The sequence below is a fragment of the Pseudomonas sp. SLBN-26 genome, from assembly GCF_006715895.1.
Taxonomy (GTDB): Bacteria; Pseudomonadota; Gammaproteobacteria; order Pseudomonadales; family Pseudomonadaceae; genus Metapseudomonas; species Metapseudomonas otitidis.
In genome coordinates this window covers 4,106,051-4,128,695 of record NZ_VFOB01000001.1, presented here as the reverse complement: position 1 = coordinate 4,128,695, position 22,645 = coordinate 4,106,051, and the positions used below count along the sequence as shown (strand labels likewise).

Annotated in this window: 18 protein-coding genes and 1 pseudogene; 16 read left to right on the top strand and 3 right to left on the bottom strand. The window is 66.5% G+C overall.

Annotation, left to right across the window (positions count from 1 at the left end; translation table 11 throughout):
- Nucleotides 1-25: 25 nt before the first annotated feature.
- The 7 genes and pseudogenes from FBY21_RS19050 to FBY21_RS19020 all read left to right on the top strand — a co-directional run.
- Nucleotides 26-748 (top strand): annotated as a pseudogene (locus tag FBY21_RS19050) (ABC transporter ATP-binding protein); the annotation flags it as partial.
- Nucleotides 749-786: 38 nt separating this feature from the next.
- Nucleotides 787-1,551 carry a transporter substrate-binding domain-containing protein gene (locus FBY21_RS19045; protein WP_142012955.1) on the top strand — a complete coding sequence of 255 codons (765 nt, stop codon included), beginning with the start codon at nucleotides 787-789 and terminating at the stop codon, nucleotides 1,549-1,551.
- Nucleotides 1,551-2,261, top strand: a complete 711-nt coding sequence (locus FBY21_RS19040; RefSeq protein WP_074967529.1) for an ABC transporter permease — start codon at nucleotides 1,551-1,553, stop codon at nucleotides 2,259-2,261. The genes FBY21_RS19045 and FBY21_RS19040 overlap by 1 nt, the downstream gene beginning before the upstream one ends.
- An 8-nt stretch (nucleotides 2,262-2,269) precedes the next feature.
- Complete coding sequence (locus FBY21_RS19035) at nucleotides 2,270-2,959, top strand: ABC transporter permease subunit (RefSeq protein ID WP_142012953.1); 690 nt, start codon at nucleotides 2,270-2,272, stop codon at nucleotides 2,957-2,959.
- Nucleotides 2,960-2,990: 31 nt separating this feature from the next.
- On the top strand, nucleotides 2,991-4,172 hold the full coding sequence (locus FBY21_RS19030) for a pyridoxal phosphate-dependent aminotransferase (RefSeq protein ID WP_142012951.1): 1,182 nt from the start codon (nucleotides 2,991-2,993) through the stop codon (nucleotides 4,170-4,172).
- An 84-nt stretch (nucleotides 4,173-4,256) separates the two neighbouring features.
- Nucleotides 4,257-6,014, top strand: coding sequence for an amidohydrolase (locus tag FBY21_RS19025; protein WP_074967081.1), 1,758 nt, complete (start codon nucleotides 4,257-4,259; stop codon nucleotides 6,012-6,014).
- Nucleotides 6,007-6,915 (top strand): CobW family GTP-binding protein, encoded by a 909-nt coding sequence (locus FBY21_RS19020; RefSeq protein WP_142012948.1) that lies wholly within the window; start codon nucleotides 6,007-6,009, stop codon nucleotides 6,913-6,915. The genes FBY21_RS19025 and FBY21_RS19020 overlap by 8 nt, the downstream gene beginning before the upstream one ends.
- A gap of 5 nt (nucleotides 6,916-6,920) precedes the next feature.
- On the opposite strand, the gene FBY21_RS19015 is transcribed toward FBY21_RS19020, so the two are convergent.
- Together FBY21_RS19015 and FBY21_RS19010 are read right to left on the bottom strand one after the other, a co-directional pair.
- On the bottom strand, nucleotides 6,921-7,979 hold the full coding sequence (locus FBY21_RS19015; RefSeq protein WP_044402202.1) for a polyamine ABC transporter substrate-binding protein: 1,059 nt from the start codon (nucleotides 7,977-7,979) through the stop codon (nucleotides 6,921-6,923).
- 185 nt (nucleotides 7,980-8,164) lie between these two features.
- On the bottom strand, nucleotides 8,165-9,544 hold the full coding sequence (locus FBY21_RS19010) for a glutamine synthetase family protein (protein WP_074967085.1): 1,380 nt from the start codon (nucleotides 9,542-9,544) through the stop codon (nucleotides 8,165-8,167).
- A gap of 276 nt (nucleotides 9,545-9,820) precedes the next feature.
- Here FBY21_RS19010 and FBY21_RS19005 point away from each other — a divergent pair, with 276 nt between their 5' ends.
- From FBY21_RS19005 to FBY21_RS18965, 9 genes are all read left to right on the top strand, one after another.
- Nucleotides 9,821-10,573 carry a gamma-glutamyl-gamma-aminobutyrate hydrolase family protein gene (locus FBY21_RS19005; RefSeq protein ID WP_044402208.1) on the top strand — a complete coding sequence of 251 codons (753 nt, stop codon included), beginning with the start codon at nucleotides 9,821-9,823 and terminating at the stop codon, nucleotides 10,571-10,573.
- 42 nt (nucleotides 10,574-10,615) lie between these two features.
- Complete coding sequence (locus tag FBY21_RS19000) at nucleotides 10,616-11,974, top strand: glutamine synthetase family protein (protein ID WP_142012946.1); 1,359 nt, start codon at nucleotides 10,616-10,618, stop codon at nucleotides 11,972-11,974.
- Between the two features lie 64 nt (nucleotides 11,975-12,038).
- Nucleotides 12,039-13,409, top strand: coding sequence for an aspartate aminotransferase family protein (locus FBY21_RS18995; RefSeq protein WP_107328487.1), 1,371 nt, complete (start codon nucleotides 12,039-12,041; stop codon nucleotides 13,407-13,409).
- 157 nt (nucleotides 13,410-13,566) lie between these two features.
- The gene (locus FBY21_RS18990) at nucleotides 13,567-14,667 is read left to right on the top strand and encodes a polyamine ABC transporter substrate-binding protein (RefSeq protein ID WP_142012944.1); all 1,101 of its coding nucleotides are present in this window, start codon (nucleotides 13,567-13,569) and stop codon (nucleotides 14,665-14,667) included.
- 59 nt (nucleotides 14,668-14,726) lie between these two features.
- A complete protein-coding gene (locus FBY21_RS18985) occupies nucleotides 14,727-15,821 on the top strand; it encodes a polyamine ABC transporter substrate-binding protein (protein WP_142012941.1) in 1,095 nt (364 codons plus the stop codon).
- A gap of 68 nt (nucleotides 15,822-15,889) precedes the next feature.
- Nucleotides 15,890-16,981 carry a polyamine ABC transporter substrate-binding protein gene (locus FBY21_RS18980; protein ID WP_107328484.1) on the top strand — a complete coding sequence of 364 codons (1,092 nt, stop codon included), beginning with the start codon at nucleotides 15,890-15,892 and terminating at the stop codon, nucleotides 16,979-16,981.
- A gap of 148 nt (nucleotides 16,982-17,129) precedes the next feature.
- Nucleotides 17,130-18,272 carry an ABC transporter ATP-binding protein gene (locus FBY21_RS18975; RefSeq protein ID WP_074967092.1) on the top strand — a complete coding sequence of 381 codons (1,143 nt, stop codon included), beginning with the start codon at nucleotides 17,130-17,132 and terminating at the stop codon, nucleotides 18,270-18,272.
- A 23-nt stretch (nucleotides 18,273-18,295) separates the two neighbouring features.
- Complete coding sequence (locus FBY21_RS18970) at nucleotides 18,296-19,177, top strand: ABC transporter permease subunit (protein ID WP_174244762.1); 882 nt, start codon at nucleotides 18,296-18,298, stop codon at nucleotides 19,175-19,177.
- Entirely contained in the window at nucleotides 19,174-20,058 is an 885-nt protein-coding gene (locus tag FBY21_RS18965; RefSeq protein WP_044402221.1) for an ABC transporter permease subunit, read from the top strand. The genes FBY21_RS18970 and FBY21_RS18965 overlap by 4 nt, the downstream gene beginning before the upstream one ends.
- 181 nt (nucleotides 20,059-20,239) lie before the next feature.
- Here the strand turns inward: FBY21_RS18965 and FBY21_RS18955 are convergent, their stop codons facing one another.
- The gene (locus tag FBY21_RS18955; protein ID WP_142012934.1) at nucleotides 20,240-22,624 is read right to left on the bottom strand and encodes a penicillin acylase family protein; all 2,385 of its coding nucleotides are present in this window, start codon (nucleotides 22,622-22,624) and stop codon (nucleotides 20,240-20,242) included.
- Between the last annotated feature and the right edge of the window lie 21 nt (nucleotides 22,625-22,645).

Sequence of the window (22,645 nt, the reverse complement as noted above, 5' to 3'; positions counted from 1 at the left end):
GGGGCTGCACAAGAGCTACGGCGACCATGCCGTGCTCAAGGGCATCTCCCTGGAGGCGCGGGAGGGCGACGTGGTGTCGCTGATCGGCGCCAGCGGCTCGGGCAAGAGCACCCTGCTGCGCTGCATCAACCTGCTGGAGATTCCCGATGCCGGCAGCCTGCGCATCAACGGCGAGGCCGTGCTGCTCAAGCGTGACCGCCACGGCCATGGGCGCATCGGCGACCCGCGCCAGGTGGAGCGGCTGCGGGCGCGCCTGGCGATGGTGTTCCAGAACTTCAACCTCTGGCCCCACCGCACGGTGCTGGAGAACGTCATCGAGGCGCCCGTGCATGTGCTCGGCGAGCCCCGCGCAGAGGCCATCGCCCACGCCGAGCAGTTGCTGGAGCGGGTCGGCCTGGCGGACAAGCGCCACGCCTACCCGGCCTTCCTCTCCGGCGGCCAGCAGCAGCGCGTGGCCATCGCCCGGGCGCTGGCCGTGCGGCCCCGGGTGATGCTGTTCGACGAGCCCACCTCGGCGCTGGATCCGGAGCTGGTGGGCGACGTGCTGCGGGTGATCCGCAGCATCGCCGAGGAGGGCCGCACCATGATCCTGGTCACCCACGAGATGGCCTTCGCCCGTGATGTGTCCAGCCAGGTGGTGTTCCTCCACCAGGGCCGTATCGAGGAACAGGGTCCGCCCGAGCAGGTGCTGCTGGACCCGCGCAGCGAGCGCTGCCGGCAGTTCGTGATGGCCCAGGACAACCGCTGAATCCCCTGACAACAACGACCACAACCGAGGGAATCCACATGAAGAAAACCCTTCTCGCCCTGCTCCTGGCCACCGCCAGCCACGCAGCGACGGCCCAGGAGACCATCGTCTTCGGCATCGCCCTGGAGCCCTACCCGCCGTTCTCCTTCAAGAGCGGCAAAGGTGACTGGAGCGGCTTCGAGCCGGAGCTGATCCGTGCGGTGTGCGAACGCCTGCAGGCCCAGTGCCCGCTCAACGAGATGGCCTGGGACGGGCTGATCCCGGCGCTCAAGGCGCAGCAGGTGGACGTGGTGCTGAACTCCCTGTCGATCACCCCCGAGCGGCGCCAGGTGGTGGACTTCAGCGAGCCCTATTTCTTCACCCCGGCGCTGTGGGTCGCCGACCGCAGCCTGGACGTGGCGCCCACGCCGGAAGGCCTCAAGGGCCTGATCATCGGCGTGCAGGGCTCCACCACCCACTCGGCGTACGTCAAGGCTCACTACGGCAAGACCTCCACGGTGCGCTACTACAACGACCAGGACGACCTGCTCGCCGACCTGCGCAGCGGCCGGGTCGACATCCTCCTCGCCGACCAGCTGGCGGTGGAGCCGCTGCTCGACCTGCCGGACAACGCCATGCTCGCCAGCAAGGGCGTGGCGCCCCAGGACCCGCTGCTGGGCGAAGGCGTCGGCGCGGCGGTGCGCAAGGGCAACGATGCCCTGCGCGAGCGCCTCAACCAGACCCTGCAGGCGCTGCGCGACGACGGCACCTACGACGCCATCCGCAGTCGCTACTTCAAGACCGACATCGCGGCGCGGCCATGATGGCGCCCGACTTCTCCCGGCTGCTGTTCGCTGACGGCTGGCTGCAGGCCCTGGCCGAGGGTGCCATCCGCACCCTGGGCATCTCCCTGGGGGCCTTCGTCCTCGGGCTGGTGCTGGGGCTGAGCGTGGCCCTGCTGAAGCTGTGGGGGCCGCGCTGGCTGGTGATCTGGGCCAACTGCTACACCACGCTGTACCGCGCGGTGCCGGAGCTGCTGCTGATCCTGCTGCTGTACTACGCCGGCTCCGACCTGCTCAACCTGCTGATGGCCGCCGCCGGCCAGCCGCCGGTGGAGGTCAACGGCTTCCTCGCCGCCATCGTGGTGCTGGGCATCGTCCAGGGCGCCTATTCGGCGGAGATCATCCGTGGCGCCATCGAGGCCATCCCGGTGGGCCAGGTGGAGGCGGCGCGGGCCTACGGCATGCGCCCGCTGCTGGTGCTGCGCCGGGTGCTGCTGCCGAGCATGCTGCCCCACGTGGTCGCCGGGCTGTCCAACCTCTGGCTGGTGCTGGTCAAGGACAGCGCGCTGATCAGCGTGGTGGGCTACAGCGAACTGCTGGGCGCGGGGCGCCAGGCGGCGGCCTCGACCAAGCACTACCTGATGTTCTACCTGGTGGTCGCGGCCTTCTACTACGTCATCACCCTGTGTTCCGGGCTGGTCTTCCGCCGTATCGAAGCGCGCTTCGAGCGGTGGATGCCCCGGCTCGCCTAGGAGGCCCCATGGACTTTTCCTGGCTGGACGGTTTCATCGGCGAGCTTTCCCGTGGCGTGCTGCTGACGGTGCAGCTGCTGCTGGTGTCGGCGGTCTTCGGCTTCCTGCTGGCCGTTGCCGTAGCGCTGGCGCGGCTGGCCCGCAACCCGCTGCTGGCCGGCGCGGCGCGGTTCTACACCAGCGTGCTGCGGGGCACGCCGCTGCTGGTGCAGATCTACATCCTCTACTACGGCCTCGGCAGCGTGTTCGCCAGCTTCCCGCTGATCCGCCACAGCCTGCTCTGGCCCTACCTGCGCGAGGGCTTCTGGTACGTGGCGCTGGCCCTGACCCTGAGCGTGGGGGCCTATGTGGGCGAGGTGCTGCGCGGTGGCCTGCGGGCGGTGCCCCGGGGCGAACTGGAGGCGGCGCGGGCCTATGGCATGCGACCCGCGCAGGTGCTGCGGCGGGTGTGGATGCCACGGGCCCTGCAGATGCTGCGCCCGGCCCTGGCCGGGGAGAGCGTGATGCTGCTCAAGTCCACGGCGCTGGCCTCCACCGTGGCGGTGACCGACCTGCTGGGGGCGGCGAACCTGGTGCGCGCGCAGACGCTGAAGGTGTACGAGCCGTTGCTGGTGGTGGCGGTGGTGTACATCGTCCTCGCCTTCCTCATCGAACAGGGCTTCGCGCGCATCGGCCGTACGCCGCAGCGCCAGGCCTGAACCCATGGACCCGGACCCCAAGGAGCCGTGCATGAAGTATTCATCCCTGGTCGGGCGCATCAGCGGCGAGACCGTCAGCGCCTGGGACATCCACTACGCGGCCTGTGCCGCCCAGGCGCGCGGCGAGGACGCCATCGTCCTGAGCATCGGCGACCCGGACTTCACCACCGCCGAGCCGATCCGCGCGGCGGCCGTCGAGGCCCTGGCCCAGGGCGACACCCACTACACCGAGGTGATCGGCCGCGCTGCCCTGCGCGAGGCCATCGCCGCCAAGCAGCGCCGGCTGCTGGGCATCCCGGTGGGCGCCGAGCAGGTGGCGGTGGTCGCCGGGGCGCAGAACGGCCTGTTCGCCACGGCGCTGTGCCTGTTCGAGGCCGGCGACGAGGTGCTGGTGCCGGAGCCGATGTACCTGACCTACGCCGCCAGCATCCAGGCTTCCGGCGCCCGCCTGGTGAGCATCCCGCAGCCGGCGGAGGGCGACTTCCGCCTCACCGCCGAAGCCCTGGCGGCGGTGCTCACGCCGCGCACCCGGGGTATCGCCCTGGCGACGCCGAACAACCCCACCGGGAACGTCTACACCGCCGACGAGCTGCAGGCGGTGGCCGAGGTGGCCCGTCGTCATGACCTCTGGGTGATTTCCGACGAGGTGTACGGGCAGCTCACCTACGAGCGCAGCCACCGCAGCATCGCCAGCCTGGAGGGCATGGCGGCGCGCACCGTGGTGCTCAACAGTCTGTCCAAAACCCATGCGATGACCGGCTGGCGGGTGGGCTGGGTGGTGGCGCCGCCGGCGCTGATCGGCCACCTGGACAACCTGATGCTGTGCATGATCTACGGCCTGCCGGGCTTCATCCAGGCTGCCGCGCTGAAGGCCCTGGAGCTGGACGAGGCGGTGGTGGGGGACGCCCGCGAGACCTACCGCCGCCGCCGCGACCTGGTGGTGCGGGGGCTCGCCGATGTGCCGCTGCTGCGCTGCAAGGTGCCGGAAGCGGGCATGTTCATGCTGGTGGACGTGCGCGAGACGGGGCTGTCGGGCATGGACTTCGCCTGGCAGCTGTTCCGCGAGACCGGCGTCTCGGTGCTTGATGCCGAAGCCTTCGGCGCCAGTTGTCGGGGCTTCGTGCGGCTCTCGTTCACCGTCTCCGATGCCGAGCTGGAGGAAGCCTGCCGTCGCATCGCCGGCTTTATCCAGCGCCTGCAACGCTCGCGCTGACCCACCGCAATTCCTGACCGAACCAGGCTCACGGTGCATTCGCGCGCCGGGCCTGGCCACGCCCGAAAATCACAAGGTGCCGCCATGACTGACGCCGACAACTTCTCCTCGACCCATTCGGCCACGGGCCATTTTGCTGACCTGATCCTCGACAACGGTCGCTTCTACACCCAGGACCCGGCGCAGCCCTGGGCCGAGGCGGTGGCCATCGGCGGGGGGCGCCTGCTGGCCGTGGGCAGCCGTGCCGCCGTGCAGGCGCTGCGTGGCCCGCAGACCCGCGTGCACGACCTCGACGGGGCCTTCTGCATGCCCGGCCTGCACGACATGCACACCCACCCGGACCTGGCCCTGGCGCCGCGCTACAGCGACGACCTCGATGTCGGTATCGAGGACCCGACGCCGGCGCAGCTGGAGGCAGCGATCCGCGCCTATGCCGATGCCCACCCCGGGGAGGGTTGGATCCACGGCCAGTACTGGGTGCGCTACACCTTCCGCGAGGCGGGCCTGGTGCCCGGCCGCGCCTGGCTCGATGCGGTGATGCCGGACCGCCCGGTGGCGCTGCTGGACCGCATGTGGGGCACCATGATGGTCAACTCGAAGGCGCTGCAGTTGGCGGGCATCGACCGCCATACCCCCGACCCGCGCAACGGCTACCTGGAGCGCGACCCGCTGACCGGCGAGCCCACCGGGCTGATGATCGACGGCGCCTACGCGATGATCCACGCCGCCATGCCGCCGACCCCGGTGGCGGTGCTGCGCCGGGCCTACCGTGATGGCGTGCACTTCCAGAGTTCGCGCGGGGTCACGGCGAGCAAGTACGTGCACGTCTGCGAACACCGCCTGCAGGCGCTGAAGGCGCTGGACGACGCCGGCGAGCTGACGGTGCGCATCGAGGCGGCGATCAGCTGGCAGGACGACATCTTCCCGGTGCGTCGGCGCTGGGAGCTGCTGGCCGGCGAGCGCCACTACTACCGCAGCGCCCGGCTGAGCGCCAACGCGGTGAAGTTCCACTTCGACGGCACGGTGGAGCCGCGCTCCTCCTTCCTGCTGACGCCCTGGCCGAACGAGTCGGACTGGCGCGGCAAGCTCAACCTTACCCCGGAGCACATCACCGACATGTTGGTGGACATGGACCGCCGGGGCATCCGCGTGATCGCCCACTGCACCGGCGATGGCGCGTCCGACGTGTTCCTCGATGCGGTGGCGGAGGCGCGGCGGCGCAACGGCTTCAGCGGGGTGCGCCACCAGTGTGCCCACAGTACGCTGCTGCACCCGGGCAACCTGGCGCGTTTCCAGGCGCTGCAGGTGATCGCCGAGTTCTCCCCGGCGGCCTGGTACCCGACGCCCTTCGCCAGTGGCGCGCGTTCGGGCTACGGCCAGGAGCGGCTGAAGCGCATCTACGACTTCAAAGGGGTGCTGGAGGCCGGTGGCACGGCGGTGTTCGGTACCGACTGGCCGGTGGCGTCCATCGATCCCTGGCTGGCGCTGGAGACGATGGTGACCCGGCAGAACCCCTGGAACGACGACCCGGCCTGCTTCGGCGAGCCCATCAGCCTGCCCCAGGCGCTGCGGGTGGCCACCCTGAACGGGGCGCTCGCCATGGGGCTGGAGGCCAGCACCGGCAGCCTGGAAGTGGGCAAGGCGGCGGACCTGATCGTGCTCGACCGCGACCTGTTCGCCCAGCCGGCGCGCAACTACATCCACCGCACCCAGGTGCTGCTGACCTTCGTCGAGGGGCAACTGGTGTACGACCGGGGCGAGGCGCTGGCGGGCCTGGGGCTGCAGGCGGTGTGGCGCGGCGAGCCGCCGGTGATCGAGTCGGGGGCACGCCAGGATGGCTGAGCGCATCGCGGTCACGGTGGTGGCGGGCTTTCTCGGCGCGGGCAAGACCACGCTGCTCAACCGCATGGTGCGGCAGGCCGGGGACAGCCGGCTGGCGGTGATCGTCAACGATTTCGGTGCGCTGAACATCGATGCGGCGCTGGTGGCCGAGGTGACCGATGCGGTGTACAGCCTGCAGAACGGCTGCATCTGCTGCACGGTGCAGGAGGACCTGCTGGCGCAGCTGGCCAGCCTGGCGCAGCTCTCGCCGCGCCTGGAGCGCATCGTCATCGAGTGCAGTGGTGTTTCCGACCCGCAGCGCATCGTGCAGACCCTGGGTTATCCACAGTTGCGTGACCTGCTGCGGCTGGACCTGGTGATCACCCTGGTGGACGCCACGCGGCATCTGGCGCTGGAGGGCGACTACGCACGCCTGGCCCGCGCCCAGGTGGCGGCGGCCGATGTGCTGCTGCTGAACAAGGCGGACCTGGTGGACGAGGCCACCCTGGCCGCCGTGCGGCAGGCCCTGCCGGGGCGGGCGCTGGTGCATGTCGGGGTGCAGGCCGACCTGCCGGAGGCGCTGTGGCTGGAGCCGGCGCAGCGGGCGCCGGGGTTGGTGCCGGTGGCGGGCGTGGCCCACGCCGGGCTGTTCGAGAGCTGGCTGTGGCGCAGCGGCGAGCGCTTCGACGGTGCGCGCCTGCAGGCCTGGCTGGGGCAGGTGCCGGCGGAAATCTTCCGTATCAAGGGCTGCATACGCCTGGCCGGGCGGGAGGAGAGCCTCTGGCTGCAGCAGGTGGGCGGACGCAGCCAGTTCGAGGCGATGCGGGAGCGGGCGGAGGGTTCACAGCTGGTGTTCATCGCCCGGCAGGGGTTTGCCGGGCGTGAAGCCCTGGAGCGCGGTCTGCGCGACTGCCTGGGCTGAATGGCTCAGCGGCCGTCGCGGAAGGCGGTCCAGATCTCGTCGCGGGTGGCGCCGAGCTTCTCGGGCAGGGGCTCCAGGGCGAACAGGCGGCGCTTGGTCTCCTTGTCCGGGTAGAGGCCGGGCTGGTCTCGCAGGCTGGGTTCGAGGAACTGGCGCGAGTCGACGTTGCCGTTGGGGTAGAGCGTTTCGCTGGTGATCCGGGCGGCGACCTCGGGCTGCATCAGGAAGTCGATGAAGCGGTGGGCCAGGTCGGCGCGGTTGGCGCTCTTGGGGATGACCAGGTTGTCGATGAACAGCACCGAGCCTTCGTCGGGCACCACGAAGCGCACCGGCTGGCCGGCGGCTGCGGCGTTCAGGGCGTCGCCGACCCAGGCCATGGCGACGCACAGGTGGCCCTTGTTGAGGTCTTCGATGTAGCGCTCGCTGTCGATGTAGCGCAGGTTCGGGCGCAGGCCTGCCAGGACTTCGGCCGAGCGCTTGAGCCGGCTGGGCGCGGTGCGGGCGAGGCTGCGGCCCTGGTAGGTCATGAGTACGGAGAGGGCTTCGTCCGGGGCGTCCAGCACGCTCATGCCGCAGCTGGAGAGGCGCTTGCTCTGCGCGGGATCGAAGAGTACGGCCCAGCTGTTGGGCAGCGGGCCGCCGAAGGCTTTCTCGGCCTGCGGGCCGTTCACGGCGAGGCCGACGGCGCCCCACAGGTAGGGCACGGCGTAGCGGTTGTCGGGGTCGACGCCGGCGAGCTTGCTCATCAGCTGCGGGTCGAGGTGCTTGCGATTGGGCAGGCGGGCGAGGTCCAGCGGCTGCAGCTTGCCGGCGCGGATCAGCTCGGGAAGGTTGTTGTGGGAGGGCACCACCACGTCGGCCGCTTCGCCGCTGTCGATGACCTTGAGCAGCTCTTCGGCGCTGGTGTAGGTGCGGTAGTCGACGCGGATGCCGGTCTGCTGCTCGAAGTCCTTGAGGACCTGGGGCGCGATGTAGTCGTTCCAGTTGTAGACGCGGATGCTCTCGTCGGCGGCGGCAAGGGTCGGCAGCAACGCGAGCAGCAATGGGGCGAGGAAGCGGGGCATGGAGTCCTCCCTGGTGGATGGCGCAGCATTGTGCGGCGGCATGAGGTTCAGCAGGTTGATTCACATCAGCGCCTGGGCCTCTCTAGCTCGGGCCTTTGCGCGTTTTCCACTGCCCAGCCCGCACGCGGGGAGGCGGATTGCAGGCAAAAAAACGCCGGCCCTGGGGCCGGCGTTTCTGCACTCGATTACACGGTATGCAGGTACCAGTTGTATTCGAGGTCGGAGATGGAGTGCTCGAACTCCTCCAGCTCGCTTTCCTTGCACGCGACGAAGATGTCGATGTAGTCCGGGCTGATGTACTTGGCCAGGATTTCACTGTCATCCAGTTCGCGCAGGGCGTCGCGCAGGTTGTTCGGCAGGCTCTGCTCCAGCTGCTCGTACGAGTTGCCTTCGATGGGCGCACCGGGCTCGATCTTGTTGGTCAGGCCATGGTGGATGCCGGACAGGATGGCCGCCATCATCAGGTACGGGTTGGCGTCGGCACCGGCTACGCGGTGTTCGATGCGCACCGCATCGGAGCTGCCGGTGGGCACGCGAACGGCCACGGTGCGGTTGTCCAGGCCCCAGCTCGGCGCGTTCGGCACGTAGAACTGTGCGCCGAAGCGGCGGTAGGAGTTGACGTTGGGGCAGAGGAAGGCCATCGAGGCGGCCATGGTCTCGAGCACACCGCCGACCGCATGACGAAGGGCGGCGTTCTGCTCGGGATCATCGGCAGCGAAGATGTTCTTGCCGGTCTTCTTGTCGATCAGGGAGATGTGCACGTGCAGACCGTTGCCCGCCTGGCCCGGGTAGGGCTTGGCCATGAAGGTGCTGTCCATTTCATGGTCGTAGGCGATGTTCTTGATCAACCGCTTGAGCAGGACCGCGTAGTCGCACGCCTTGAGGGCGTCGGTCACGTGGTGCAGGTTGACTTCGAACTGGGCAGGGGCGCTTTCCTTGACGATGGCGTCGGCCGGGATGTCCTGGACCTTGGCACCTTCGAGGATGTCCTGCAGGCAATCGGCGTACTCGTCGAGGTCGTCGATGAGGTAGACCTGGGTGGACTGCGGGCGCTTGCCGGAGATCGGGGAGCGCGGCGGCTGCGGACGGCCGTTCACGTTCTCCTGGTCGATCAGGTAGAACTCCAGCTCGAACGCGGCGCAGATGGTCAGGCCCAGCTCGTCGAACTTCTCCACGACCTGGCGCAGGACTTCACGCGGGTCGGCGAAGAACGGCTCGCCTTCGATTTCGTGCATGGTCATCAGCAGTTGCGCGGTGGGGCGCTTCTGCCAGGGCTCGTCGCACAGAGTGCCGGGGATCGGGTAGCAGATACGGTCCGCATCGCCGATGTCCAGGCCGAGGCCGGTGCTTTCGACGGTGGAGCCGTTGATGTCGAGGGCAAATAAGGAGGCGGGGAGGTTGATACCTTTTTCGTAGACCTTGTGGAGACTGGCGCGTTCGATTCGCTTGCCTCGAACCACACCATTCATATCTGCGATCAGGAGATCGACGAACTGGACCTCAGGATGTTCCTTAAGGAACTCGTTCGCTTCTTGAAGCTGAACGGCACGCGGGGGTACCGACATGATGCAACACCTTTCTTGTTAAAAATATCAATCACGTATTGACTAGGGGTTGAGTCAATCGAAAAGCCCCCTGGATGTCAATAGCGCCCTATTTTGCCCTAAAGCGGGGCTCGATGGCCAATTTTGGGGCGTTTCAGGGCATCTTGGCCCTGCTCGGAGCCATGCCCGGCGCGGCGTCCAGTGGGGTGTGTTCAATTTTTTACAGCCCTATTGTGTAAAAAAATGAACAACGCTAAGCTCGGCCGAAACCCATAACAGCAATAAAACGGGTGCCCCATGTCTCGCCTGCCGTTGATCGGCGTAACCGCTTGCACCAAGCAGATCGGTCCACATCCCTACCATGTTGCAGGTGACAAATATCTTCGGGCGGTAGCCCTTGGGGCTGGCGGTATCCCCCTCATCATTCCGGCGCTGGGCGATATTCTGGACATCGATGCCCTGCTGGAGAGTCTAGACGGACTCCTGTTCACCGGTTCGCCTTCCAACGTAGAACCTCATCTTTATTCCGGCCCGGCCAGTGCGCCCGGCACCCTCCACGACCCTGATCGCGATGCCATCACCCTGCCCCTGCTGCGTGCTGCAGTGGAGCGTGGCGTGCCGGTGCTGGGCATCTGCCGGGGCTTCCAGGAAATGAATGTGGCCTTCGGCGGCTCGTTGCACCAGAAGGTGCATGAGGTCGAGGGCTTCATGGACCACCGCGAGCCTGAAGACCAGCCGCTGGAGGTCCAGTACGCACCGCGCCACCCGGTTTCCGTGCAACCGGGTGGTGTGCTCGCCGGCCTCGGTGTGCCGGGCGAGTTTCTTGTCAATTCCATCCACGGCCAGGGCGTTGAACGTCTGGCGCCCGGCCTTCGAGTTGAAGCGCTGGCGCCCGACGGGTTGGTCGAATCCGTATCGGTCGAAGGCGCCAGGTCCTTCGCACTCGGCGTACAGTGGCACCCCGAGTGGCAGGTTCGCTCCAACCCCGTATATCTCGCCATCTTCCAGGCCTTTGGTGAGGCTTGCAGGGAGAGGGCGGGGCAACGCTGAGCCCGGCTATTCCAGTCGAGGCTCTCAAACCCTGAGGTCTTTATGACTACCAAGCTCGACCAGCTCACCAGCTGGCTGAAAGAACGCAAAATCACCGAAGTTGAATGCTTGATCAGCGACCTTACCGGCATTGCGCGCGGCAAGATCTCGCCGACCAACAAGTTCCTCGACGAGAAGGGCATGCGCCTCCCCGAGAGTGTGCTGCTGCAGACCGTCACCGGCGACTATGTCGAGGACGACATCTATTACGACCTGCTCGACCCGGCGGACATCGACATGTTCTGCCGCCCGGACGAGAAGGCCGTCTACCTGGTGCCCTGGGCCATCGAGCCCACCGCCATGGTCATCCACGACACCTTCGACAAGCAGGGCAACCCCATCGAGCTGTCGCCCCGCAACCTGCTGAAGAAGGTGCTCAAGCTTTACGCGGACAAGGGCTGGAAGCCGATCGTCGCGCCGGAGATGGAGTTCTACCTGACCAAGCGCTGCGACGACCCGGACTTCCCGCTGCAGGCCCCGCTGGGCCGCTCCGGCCGTCCTGAAACCGGCCGCCAGTCCTTCTCCATCGATGCCGCGAACGAGTTCGACCCGCTGTTCGAGGACATGTACGACTGGTGCGAGACGCAGGACCTGGACCTGGACACCCTCATCCATGAGGAAGGCCCGGCGCAGATGGAGATCAACTTCCGTCACGGCGATGCCCTGGACCTGGCCGACCAGATCCTGGTGTTCAAGCGCACCATGCGCGAGGCCGCCCTCAAGCACAACGTGGCCGCCACCTTCATGGCCAAGCCGATCACCGACGAGCCGGGCAGCGCCATGCACCTGCACCAGAGCGTGATCGACATCAAGACGGGCAAGAACGTCTTCTCCAACGATGACGGTTCGATGAGCGACCTGTTCCTCCAGCACATCGGGGGCCTGCAGAAATACATCCCCGAATTGCTGCCGCTGTTCGCCCCGAACGTGAACTCCTTCCGTCGTTTCCTGCCCGATACCTCGGCGCCGGTGAACGTGGAGTGGGGCGAGGAGAACCGCACCGTGGGCCTGCGCGTGCCGGATGCCAGCCCGCAGAACCGCCGCGTGGAGAACCGCCTGGCCGGCGCCGACGCCAACCCCTACCTGGCCATCGCCGCCAGCCTGCTGTGCGGGTACATGGGGATGGTGGAAGGCGTGAAGCCGAGTGCGCCGGTGAAGGGTCGTGGCTACGAGCGCCGCAACCTGCGCCTGCCGCTGACCATCGAGGCAGCACTGGAACGGATGGAATCCTGCCGGGAGATCGAGAAGTACCTGGGCAGCAAGTTCATCAAGGCCTACGTGGCCGTGAAACGTGCCGAGCACGAAAACTTCAAACGGGTGATCAGCTCCTGGGAACGTGAGTTCCTGCTGCTCTCCGTCTGATCAGGAACCGGCACGCCGGCCGTGAAGGCCGGCGTCGCCGAAGAGTGTTTAACGAGGTATGGAAATGAACAGCCAAGTGACCAATCCAAGGACCCTTGAGTGGCAGGCCCTCAGCCGTGACCACCACCTGCCGCCCTTCACCGACTACAAGGCGCTGAATGCCAAGGGTGCACGCATCATCACCAAGGCCGAAGGTGTCTACGTCTGGGACAGTGAAGGCAACAAGATCCTGGACGGCATGGCCGGCCTGTGGTGCGTGAACGTCGGCTATGGTCGCGAGGAGCTGGTGCAGGCCGCGGCCAACCAGATGCGCGAACTGCCCTTCTACAACCTGTTCTTCCAGACCGCCCACCCGCCGGCCATCGAACTGGCCAAGGCCATTTCCGAGCTGGCGCCGGACGGCATGAACCATGTGTTCTTCACCGGCTCCGGCTCCGAGGCCAACGACACCGTGCTGCGCATGGTCCGCCACTACTGGGCGACCAAGGGCCAGCCGAAGAAGAAAGTGGTGATCGGCCGCTGGAACGGCTACCACGGCTCCACCGTCGCTGGCGTCAGCCTCGGCGGCATGAAGGCCCTGCATGGCCAGGGCGACCTGCCGATCCCCGGCATCGTGCACATTCCCCAGCCCTACTGGTACGGCGAGGGCGGCGACATGGCCCCGGCCGAGTTCGGCGTCTGGGCGGCCGAGCAGCTGGAGAAGAAGATTCTCGAAGTCGGCGAGGAGAACGTCGCCGCCTTCATCGCCGAGCCCATCCAGGGCGCCGGTGGCGTCATCGTCCCGCCGGAAACCTACTGGCCGAAGATCCGCGAGATCCTCGCCAAGTACGACATCCTGTTCATCGCCGACGAAGTGATCTGCGGTTTCGGCCGTACCGGCGAATGGTTCGGCAGCCAGTACTACGGCAACGCCCCGGACCTGATGCCGATCGCCAAGGGCCTGACCTCCGGCTACATCCCCATGGGCGGCGTCATCGTCCGTGACGAGATCGTCGAGGTCCTCAACCAGGGCGGCGAGTTCTACCACGGCTTCACCTACTCCGGTCACCCGGTGGCGGCCGCCGTGGCCCTGGAGAACATCCGCATCCTGCGTGACGAGAAGATCGTCGAGAAGGTGAAGGCGGAAACGGCACCATATTTGCAGCAACGCTGGCAGGAGCTGGCTGACCATCCCCTGGTCGGTGAAGCGCGTGGAGTGGGCATGGTTGGCGCACTCGAGCTGGTCAAGAACAAGAAGACCCGCGAACGCTTCAACGACCTGGGCGTGGGCATGCAGTGCCGCGAGCACTGCTTCCGCAATGGCCTGATCATGCGGGCGGTGGGCGATACGATGATCATTTCGCCCCCCCTGGTGATCACCAAGGACGAGATCGACGAACTGGTGACCAAGGCTCGCAAGTGCCTTGACCTCACCGCGAGTGCAGTTCTGGGTTGAGCAAATGGGCGAGTTTGCAAACAATCGCTACCGCGAGCTGTTGTAAGCACCGCCCCCCACCCTAGACTGTGCCAGTGCGTTGGCCAGGCTCACCGGGCGGTGGCGTATTCGGTTACGACGCCGCTCGGACACTTAAACAACAAACGGAGCTACCCGCATGTTCAAAACCTTCGGCAAGACCCTGCTCGCCGTGACGCTGGCTGGCGCTGTGGCCGGCGTGGCCCAGGCAGAAGAAAAGGTGTTGCACGTCTACAACTGGTCTGACTACATCGCCCCGGACACCGTGGAGAAGTTCACCAAGGAAACCGGGATCAAGGTGGTCTACGACGTCTTCGACTCCAACGAGACCCTCGAAGCCAAGCTCCTGGCCGGCAAGTCCGGTTATGACATCGTGGTGCCCTCCAACAACTTCCTGGCCAAGCAGATCAAGGCCAAGGTCTACCAGCCGCTGGACAAGTCCAAGCTGCCGAACTGGAAGAACCTGGACCCGAACCTGCTGAAGACCGTCGAAGTGTCCGACCCGGGCAACCAGTACGCCTTCCCCTACATGTGGGGCTCCATCGGCATCGGCTACAACCCGGAGAAGGTCAAGGCCGTCCTGGGTGACAATGCCCCGGTGAACTCCTGGGACCTGCTGTTCAAGCCCGAGAACATCGAGAAGCTGAAGTCCTGCGGCGTCTCCTTCCTCGACTCGCCCACCGAGATCCTCCCCATCGCTCTGCACTACCTGGGCTACAAGCCCACCAGCCAGGACCCGAAGGAGCTGAAGGAAGCCGAGGCCCTGTTCCTCAAGATCCGTCCCTACGTCACCTACTTCCACTCCTCCAAGTACATCTCCGACCTGGCCAACGGCAACCTGTGCGTGGCAGTCGGCTACTCGGGTGACGTGTACCAGGCCAAGTCCCGCGCCGAAGAGGCCAAGGGTGGCGTGAAGGTCGCCTACAACATTCCGAAGGAAGGTGCCGGCACCTTCTTCGACATGGTCGCCATCCCTGCCGATGCCGCCAACCCCGACGCCGCCTACGCCTTCATGAACTTCATCATGAAGCCGGAGATCATGGCCGAGATCACCAACGTCGTTCAGTTCCCGAACGGCAACGCCGCCGCGACCCCGCTGGTGGATGAGGCGATCCGTACCGACCCGGGCATCTACCCGAGCCAGGAAACCATGGCCAAGCTCTACGCCTTCCCGGACCTGCCGGCCAAGGTGCAGCGCGTGATGACCCGTACCTGGACCACCATCAAGTCGGGCAAGTAAGCCGTCGTACCCCGTCCCCTGGTTGAACCGGGGGACGGTCATCCCCGAGAGGATCGCTCATGCGAAAACGTCCCTGGCTGTACGGGTTGCTGGCCAGCGCCCTCCTCATGTCCGCCGTCAGCGCGGAAGAGCGGGTGGTGCGCGTCTACAACTGGTCGGACTACATCGCCCCCGGCACCCTGGAGAACTTCCAGAAGGAGACCGGCATCCGGGTGGTCTACGACGTCTTCGACTCCAACGAAACCCTCGACGGCAAGCTCGCCACCGGCCATTCCGGCTACGACGTGGTGGTGCCCACCAACCACTTCCTGGCCAAGCAGGTGCGGGCCGGTACCTACCAGAAGCTGGACAAGTCCAAGCTGCCCAACCTCGCCCATCTCGATCCCGCCGTGCTGGAACGCCTGGCCAGTGGTGATCCGGGCAACGAATACTCCGTCCCCTACCTGTGGGGGACCAACGGCATCGGCCTCAACGTCGACAAGGTCCGCGCCATCCTCGGCAACGACGCGGCCCTGGATTCCTGGTCGCTGCTCTTCGATCCTGCCGTGGTGAAGAAGCTGCACGCCTGCGGCGTCGCCCTGCTGGACACCGGCGACGAAGTCATCCCGCAGATGATCAACTACCTGGGCATGTCGCCCCACAGCCACGAGCGGGCCGACTTCGACAAGGCCACCGCCGCGCTGCTCCAGGTCCGCCCCTCGGTCACCTACTTCCACTCCTCCAAGTCCATCGCCGACCTGGCCAACGGCGACATCTGCATCGCCTTCGGCTATTCCGGCGACATGCTCCAGGCCGCCACTCGCGCCCGGGAAGCCGGACGCCAGGACGAGATCCGCTACGTGATCCCCAAGGAAGGCACCGCCATGTGGGCGGACATGCTGGCCATCCCCCGCGACGCCCAGCATGTCGAGGAGGCCCATGCCTTCATCAACTACCTGATGCGGCCCGATGTGATCGCCAGCATCAGCAACTACGTGTCCTATGCCAATGCCAACAAGGACGCGACGCCGCTGGTGGATGCCAGCGTGCGCGACAACCCCGGCGTGTACCCTGCACCGGACGTGATGGCCAAGCTTTACGTGGCCCGGGAACGCCCCCGCGAAGTGCAGCGCTGGCTGACCCGTGACTGGACCCGGATAAAGAGCGGGCGCTGAACCCCGAACCCAATGACTGCCGCCCTGCCTGCGTGCGGGCGGCCCGGCGCAAACAAGAGGACTGAAGTGTGCGAGTTTCCTTCGGCAAAACCCTGATCACCGCTGCCGTCCTGACCCTGGCCAGCCAGGCCCAGGCAGAGCAGACGGTGCACATCTACAACTGGTCCGACTACATCGGCGAGACCACCCTGGCCGATTTCCAGAAGGAAACCGGTATCCGCCCGGTCTACGACGTCTTCGACTCCAACGAGACCCTCGAGGGCAAGCTGCTGGCTGGGCGAACCGGCTATGACGTGGTCGTCCCCTCGAACCACTTCCTCGGCAAGCAGATCAAGGCCGGCGCCTTCCAGAAGCTCGACCGCGCCCAGCTGAAGAACTGGGACAACCTCGACCCCGCGCTGCTCAAGCGCCTGGAGGCCAACGACGCCGGCAACCAGTACGCCGTTCCCTACCTGTGGGGCACCAACGGCATCGGCTACAACGAAGAGAAGGTCAAGGCGGCGCTGGGCGTCGACAAGATCGACTCCTGGTCCGTGCTCTTCGAGCCCGAGAACATCAAGAAGCTCAGCAGCTGCGGCGTCGCCTTCCTCGACTCGGCCGACGAGATGCTGCCGGCCGTGCTCAACTACCTGGGCCTGGACCCCAACAGCAAGAACCCCGCCGACTACAAGAAGGCCGAGGCCAAGCTGATGGCGGTGCGCCCCTACGTCACCTACTTCCATTCCTCCAAGTACATCGGCGACCTGGCCAACGGCGACATCTGCGTGGCCGCCGGCTTCTCCGGTGATATCTTCCAGGCCGCTGCGCGCGCCGAGGAAGCCGGCAAGGGCGTCAAGATCGCCTACGCCATCCCGAAGGAAGGTGCCAACCTCTGGTTCGACATGATCGCCATCCCGGCCGACGCCACCAACGTCAAGGAGGCCCACGCCTTCATCGACTACCTGCTGCGTCCCGAGGTGATCGCCCAGGTCAGTGACAGCGTCGGCTATGCAAACCCCAACACCAAGGCCGGCGAGTTCATGAAGCAGGAAGTACGGACCGATGAGTCCGTCTATCCGCCACAAGCGGTCCTGGACAAGCTCTACGTATCGGCAGAGCTGCCGCCCAAGGTCCAGCGGCTGATGACCCGCACCTGGACCAAGGTGAAATCGGGCAAGTGATAACAGGGGCGCCGCGCGGCAGGGAGCGTGCGGTGCCTACACAAGCGGGCGCAGGGCGAACCAGGATGAACGGCTCGCGCCTTTCAGGCAGTACTGAACGCGACCGGCCATAATGGCCGGCTAAGCAAGAATCTGGGAGTGTGTGGTAATGGCTATAGCCTCCGGCGCCTACAAGAAAGCCCTCGAGGGCGGCCAGCAACCCAAAGAGGTGCTGGTCAAGATCGACCGGGTAACCAAGCAGTTCGACGAGACCCTCGCGGTCGACGACGTCTCGCTGACCATCAACAAGGGCGAGATCTTCGCCCTCCTGGGAGGCTCGGGCTCGGGCAAGTCGACCCTGCTGCGGATGCTCGCCGGTTTCGAACGCCCGACCGAAGGGCGCATCTACCTGGACGGTGTCGACATCACCGACATGCCGCCCTACGAGCGCCCCATCAACATGATGTTCCAGTCCTATGCGCTCTTCCCGCATATGACTGTCGCGCAGAACATCGCCTTCGGACTCAAACAAGATCGCCTGCCCGCAGCCGAGATCGAAGAGCGGGTCAACGAGATGCTCAAGCTCGTGCAGATGACCCAGTACGCCAAGCGCAAGCCGCACCAGCTGTCCGGCGGCCAGCGCCAGCGCGTGGCCCTGGCCCGCTCCCTGGCCAAGCGACCCAAGCTGCTGCTGCTCGACGAGCCCATGGGCGCCCTGGACAAGAAGCTGCGTTCGCAGATGCAGCTGGAACTGGTGGAGATCATCGAGCGCGTGGGCGTGACCTGCGTGATGGTGACCCACGACCAGGAAGAGGCCATGACCATGGCCCAGCGCATCGCCATCATGCACCTGGGCTGCATCGAGCAGATCGGCAGCCCGGTGGACATCTACGAGACCCCCATCAGCCGCCTGGTGTGCGAGTTCATCGGCAACGTCAACCTGTTCGACGGCGAAGTGGTGGATGACGCCGAAGACCATGCCCTGATCGCCTGCGCCGAACTGGAGCGCCCGATCTATGTCGGCCACGGTGTGACCACCTCCGTGCAGGACAAGCGCATCACCTACGCCCTGCGCCCCGAGAAGCTGCTGGTCACTACCGAGCAGCCCACCTGCGAGTACAACTGGTCCCGCGGCAAGATCCACGACATCGCCTACCTCGGCGGCCACTCGGTGTTCTACGTGCAGCTGCCCGGCGGCTCCATCGTCCAGTCGTTCGTTGCCAACGCCGAACGTCGCGGTGCCCGGCCGACCTGGGAAGATGAAGTCTTCGTATGGTGGGAGGACGACAGCGGGGTGGTGCTGCGGTCATGAAAATATCCAGCATAAAGAAGCGCCTGCCCACGGGCCGGCATGCGGTGATCGGGGTCCCGTTCCTCTGGCTGTTCCTGTTCTTCCTGCTGCCCTTCGCCATCGTGCTGAAGATCAGCTTCGCGGAAGCGGACGTGGCCATCCCCCCGTACACCGAGATCTACACCTGGGCCGATAACCAGCTGCAGATCGCCCTCAACCTCGGCAACTACCTGATGCTGAACGAGGACGAACTCTACCTGGCGGCCTACCTGGGCTCGCTGAAGGTCGCCTTCTTCAGCACCCTGCTCTGCCTGCTGATCGGCTACCCGATGGCTTATGCCATCGCCCGCGCCAGCAAGGAGTCGCAGACCGTGCTGCTGCTGCTGATCATGATGCCGACCTGGACCGCGATCCTGATCCGCGTCTACGCGTGGATGGGCATCCTCAGCAACAACGGCCTGCTCAACGGCTTCCTCATGACCATCGGAGTCATCAGCGAACCGCTGCAGATCCTCAACACCAACCTCGCGGTGTACATCGGCGTGGTCTATTCGTACCTGCCGTTCATGGTGCTGCCGCTGTACGCCAACCTGGTCAAGCACGACCTCAGCCTGCTGGAAGCCGCTTCCGACCTCGGTTCGAGCAACTTCAACAGCTTCTGGAAGATCACCGTGCCGCTGTCCAAGAACGGCATCATCGCCGGCTCCATGCTGGTGTTCATCCCGGTGGTGGGCGAGTTCGTGATCCCCGAGCTGCTCGGCGGACCGGAGACGCTGATGATCGGCAAGGTGTTGTGGCAGGAGTTCTTCAACAACCGCGACTGGCCGGTGGCATCCGCCCTGGCGGTGGTGATGCTGGCGATCCTGATCGTCCCGATCATCCTGTTCAACCGTAACCAGGCCAAGGAACTGGAGGGCAAGGTATGAAGCGCTTCAGTTTCTCCAACCTGATGCTGTGGGTGGGTCTGCTGTTCATCTACCTGCCGATGGTCATCCTGGTCATCTACTCCTTCAACGCCTCCAAGCTGGTGACGGTGTGGGGCGGCTGGTCGATCAAGTGGTACGTCGGCCTGCTGGACAACACCCAGTTGATGACCTCGGTGATGCGCTCCCTGGAGATCGCGTTCTACACCGCCATCTCCGCCGTGGCCCTGGGCACCCTGGCGGCCTTCGTGCTGACCCGCATCCCGCGTTTCCGTGGCCGCACGCTGTTCGGCGGCATGGTCACCGCGCCGCTGGTCATGCCCGAGGTGATCACCGGTCTGTCCCTGCTGCTGCTGTTCGTGGCCATGGCCCAGCTCATCGGCTGGCCCCAGGAGCGCGGGCTGGTGACCATCTGGATCGCCCACACCACCTTCTGCTCGGCCTACGTGGCCATCGTGGTGTCGGCGCGCCTGCGGGAGCTGGACCTGTCCATCGAGGAAGCGGCCATGGACCTGGGCGCGCGCCCGTGGAAGGTGTTCCTGCTGATCACCATCCCCATGATCGCGCCGTCCCTGGCGGCGGGCGGGATGATGTCCTTCGCCCTGTCCCTGGACGACCTGGTACTGGCGAGCTTCGTCTCCGGCCCCGGCTCCACCACCCTGCCGATGGAGGTTTTCTCCGCCGTGCGCCTGGGCGTGAAGCCGGAGATCAACGCCGTCGCCAGCCTGATCCTGCTGAGCGTGTCGTTGTTCACCTTCCTGGCCTGGTACTTCAGCCGCAAGGCCGAAGAGCGCCGCAAGCGCGCCATCCAGGAGGCCATGGAAGCCATGGCCCTGGAAGCCGCTTCCAGCAACAAGCGCAGCGCCCAGCCGGCTTCGGCCTGATCGCCGCGTGAAACGAAAAAGGCCACCTTCGGGTGGCCTTTTTCTTGGGCGTGTCCTGGCGTGGAGCTGTACAGGCCGGCCGTACCCAGCGGGTGGGGGAAGCAAGCGGGCCTGGAGTACCACGAGCACGCCGTAGAAACGACAACGCCCCCGGCCCGCTGGGGCCGGGGGCGTGTTCGGGTCACTGGGCGCGTGGCACCAGCTTCAGCGTGTCGCGGGTGTTGGCCTGCACGTCCTCGTCGCTCATGTGCATCGGCACGTACTGGCCCTCGATGTAGCGCCCGGCCTGGTCCGCATAGTGACGGTCGAACGGTACGCCACTCTGTCCCACCGGGTTGATGCCGAGCCCGTGGGCCGGGTCGGCGAGGTCGATCAGGCGGCGGGTGGACGGCCCGTAGACCACCTCCCACGGCGCCGGGCCGACCCGGTTGGCCAGGTTGTTGGGCATCTCGTGGGCGCCCGGTGCCGCGAAGGGACCGACGTTGAACAGGCGGTCCAGCGGCTTCTGCTGACCCAGCGGGTGGCCGTGGGTGAGGGTGTGGGCCCGGCCCCAGGTCCAGTTCGCGTGGTCGGTGCCGAAGGTCTTCTCCAGGTGCGCCAGGCTGGCCTGCCAGGCGGCCTTGACCACATCGGCCCGGCTCTCCCGGGCCTCGGTGCCGCGCACGTCCCACCAGGGCGACTGGGCGTCGGCGGCCAGGCGTGGCAGGGCCACGTCCAGCACGCGGGTCGACAGCAGGTTGTCGAAGAAGGCATCGCCCAGTTCGTCGTGGAAGGCGCCCTTGGCCAGTTCGTAGATCAACTGCTCGAACAGCGTGGCGGCGGTGGAATCCAGCGGGTGATCGCCCTTCCAGGCGGCCAGTTGCTCCACCAGGGCGCGCTCGTCGTCGTTGCCGGCGGCGGCCCGCAGGTCGTCCAGCAGCGGTGCCAGCAGGCGCGGGCCGTAGCCGGTGGCGGTGTCCAGTTGCAGGGCCTGGCTGTTGTTCAGGTCCCACTTCACGCTGGCGTCGGCCAGGCGGCTGTCCAGGCGCTGGCCGCGGTCCGGCAGGTTGTAGTAGCCGGGGATGGCCACGCCGGTGGGCGATTGTGGCTGGTAGTTGGCCGAGACGATGTAGCCGCGCGCCGGGTTCTCCTCATGGGGGTTGGCGCTGAAGGGCAGGAAGCCCGGCTTGTCCGCCTCGCCCTGGCTGCCGTCGAGGATGAAGTACGGGTTCACCCCGGCCGGGCGGTTCGGCAGGCGTGCGGCGGCCCACCAGCCGATGTCACCGTCGGCATTGGCCCAGACCACGTTGAGGCCGGGGGCGTGGATCTTCTCCGCCGCCGCTCGGGCCTTGTCCAGGGTGTCGGCGCGGTTGAGCTGGTAGAAGGCGTCCAGCACCGGGTTCTCGGTCTCCAGGAAGGCCCACCACATGGCGATCGGGGTCTTGCCGGCGGTAGCACCCAGGGCGTCGTTGACGATGGGGCCGTGGGGCGAGCGGCGCAGGGTGAGGGTGATGGGGTCAGCGCCCTTCACCTTCAGCACTTCCTCGCGCTGGGTCATGTCCACCCACTGGCCCTGGTACCAGACCTGGTTGAGGTTGTCCGGGTTGACCTTCTCCGCCACCAGGTCCAGGTCATCGTTCTGGAACATGGTCAGGCTCCAGGCGAAGCGGGCGGTGTGCCCCAGCGACGCGGTGGGATTGAGCGCCTGCAGGTGGCCGTAGAGGTCGAAGCCCGGGTAGCTCATCTGCGCCTCGTACCACACTGCCGGCACGGCGAAGCGGATGTGCGGGTCGCCGGCCAGCAGCGGCTTGCCACTGGCGGTGCGGCTGCCGGAAACCGCCCAGGCGTTGCTGCCCTCGAACTGCGGCAGGCCGGCTTCCACCAGCGCCTGGTGGCTGACCCGGGCGAGGCTGTTGAGGGCCTTCCAGTCGGCAGCGGCCAGCTTCTGGCCCACCACTCCTTCGGGGTGCCAGTCCAGGTCGAAGGCGCGCAGGTAGTCCGCGCCCAGCTCGTCGCGGATGTAGGTCAGCACCGGTTCGGTGCGGAAGGCTGCGGCAAAGCTGTAGGCCATGTAGCCGGCCACGGCGAAGGTGTCCTCGACGGTGAACGGCTGCTTCTGGATGCCCAGCAGGTCGAACTCGACCGGGGCCGGACGGCTGGCCTGGTACTGGTTGATGCCGTCCAGGTAGGCCTCCAGCGCCTTGGCCGACGGGCTGTTGCGGTCCATCCGGCGCACGTATTCCTGGGCGTGGTGGCGCAGTTCGAGGGTGCGGAACAGGCGGTCGGTCTCCACCAGGCGCGGGCCCAGCACTTCGGCCAGCTCGCCCTTGGCCAGGCGGCGCAGCATCTCCATCTGGAACAGGCGGTCCTGGGCGTGGACGAAGCCCAGCGCGCGGTACATGTCGGCTTCGTTCTCGGCGCGGATGTGCGGCACGCCGCGTTCGTCGTAGCGGACGCTCACCGGGGCCTGGAGGTTGCTCAGGGCCAGTTCGCCATCGCGCACCGGCTTCTTGCTCTGGGTGTACCAGGTGGCGCCGGCAGCGGCGGCGGCCACCACCACGGCAAGGACGGTCAGGGTACGTTTCATGGGCGGATTCTCCTTGTTGTA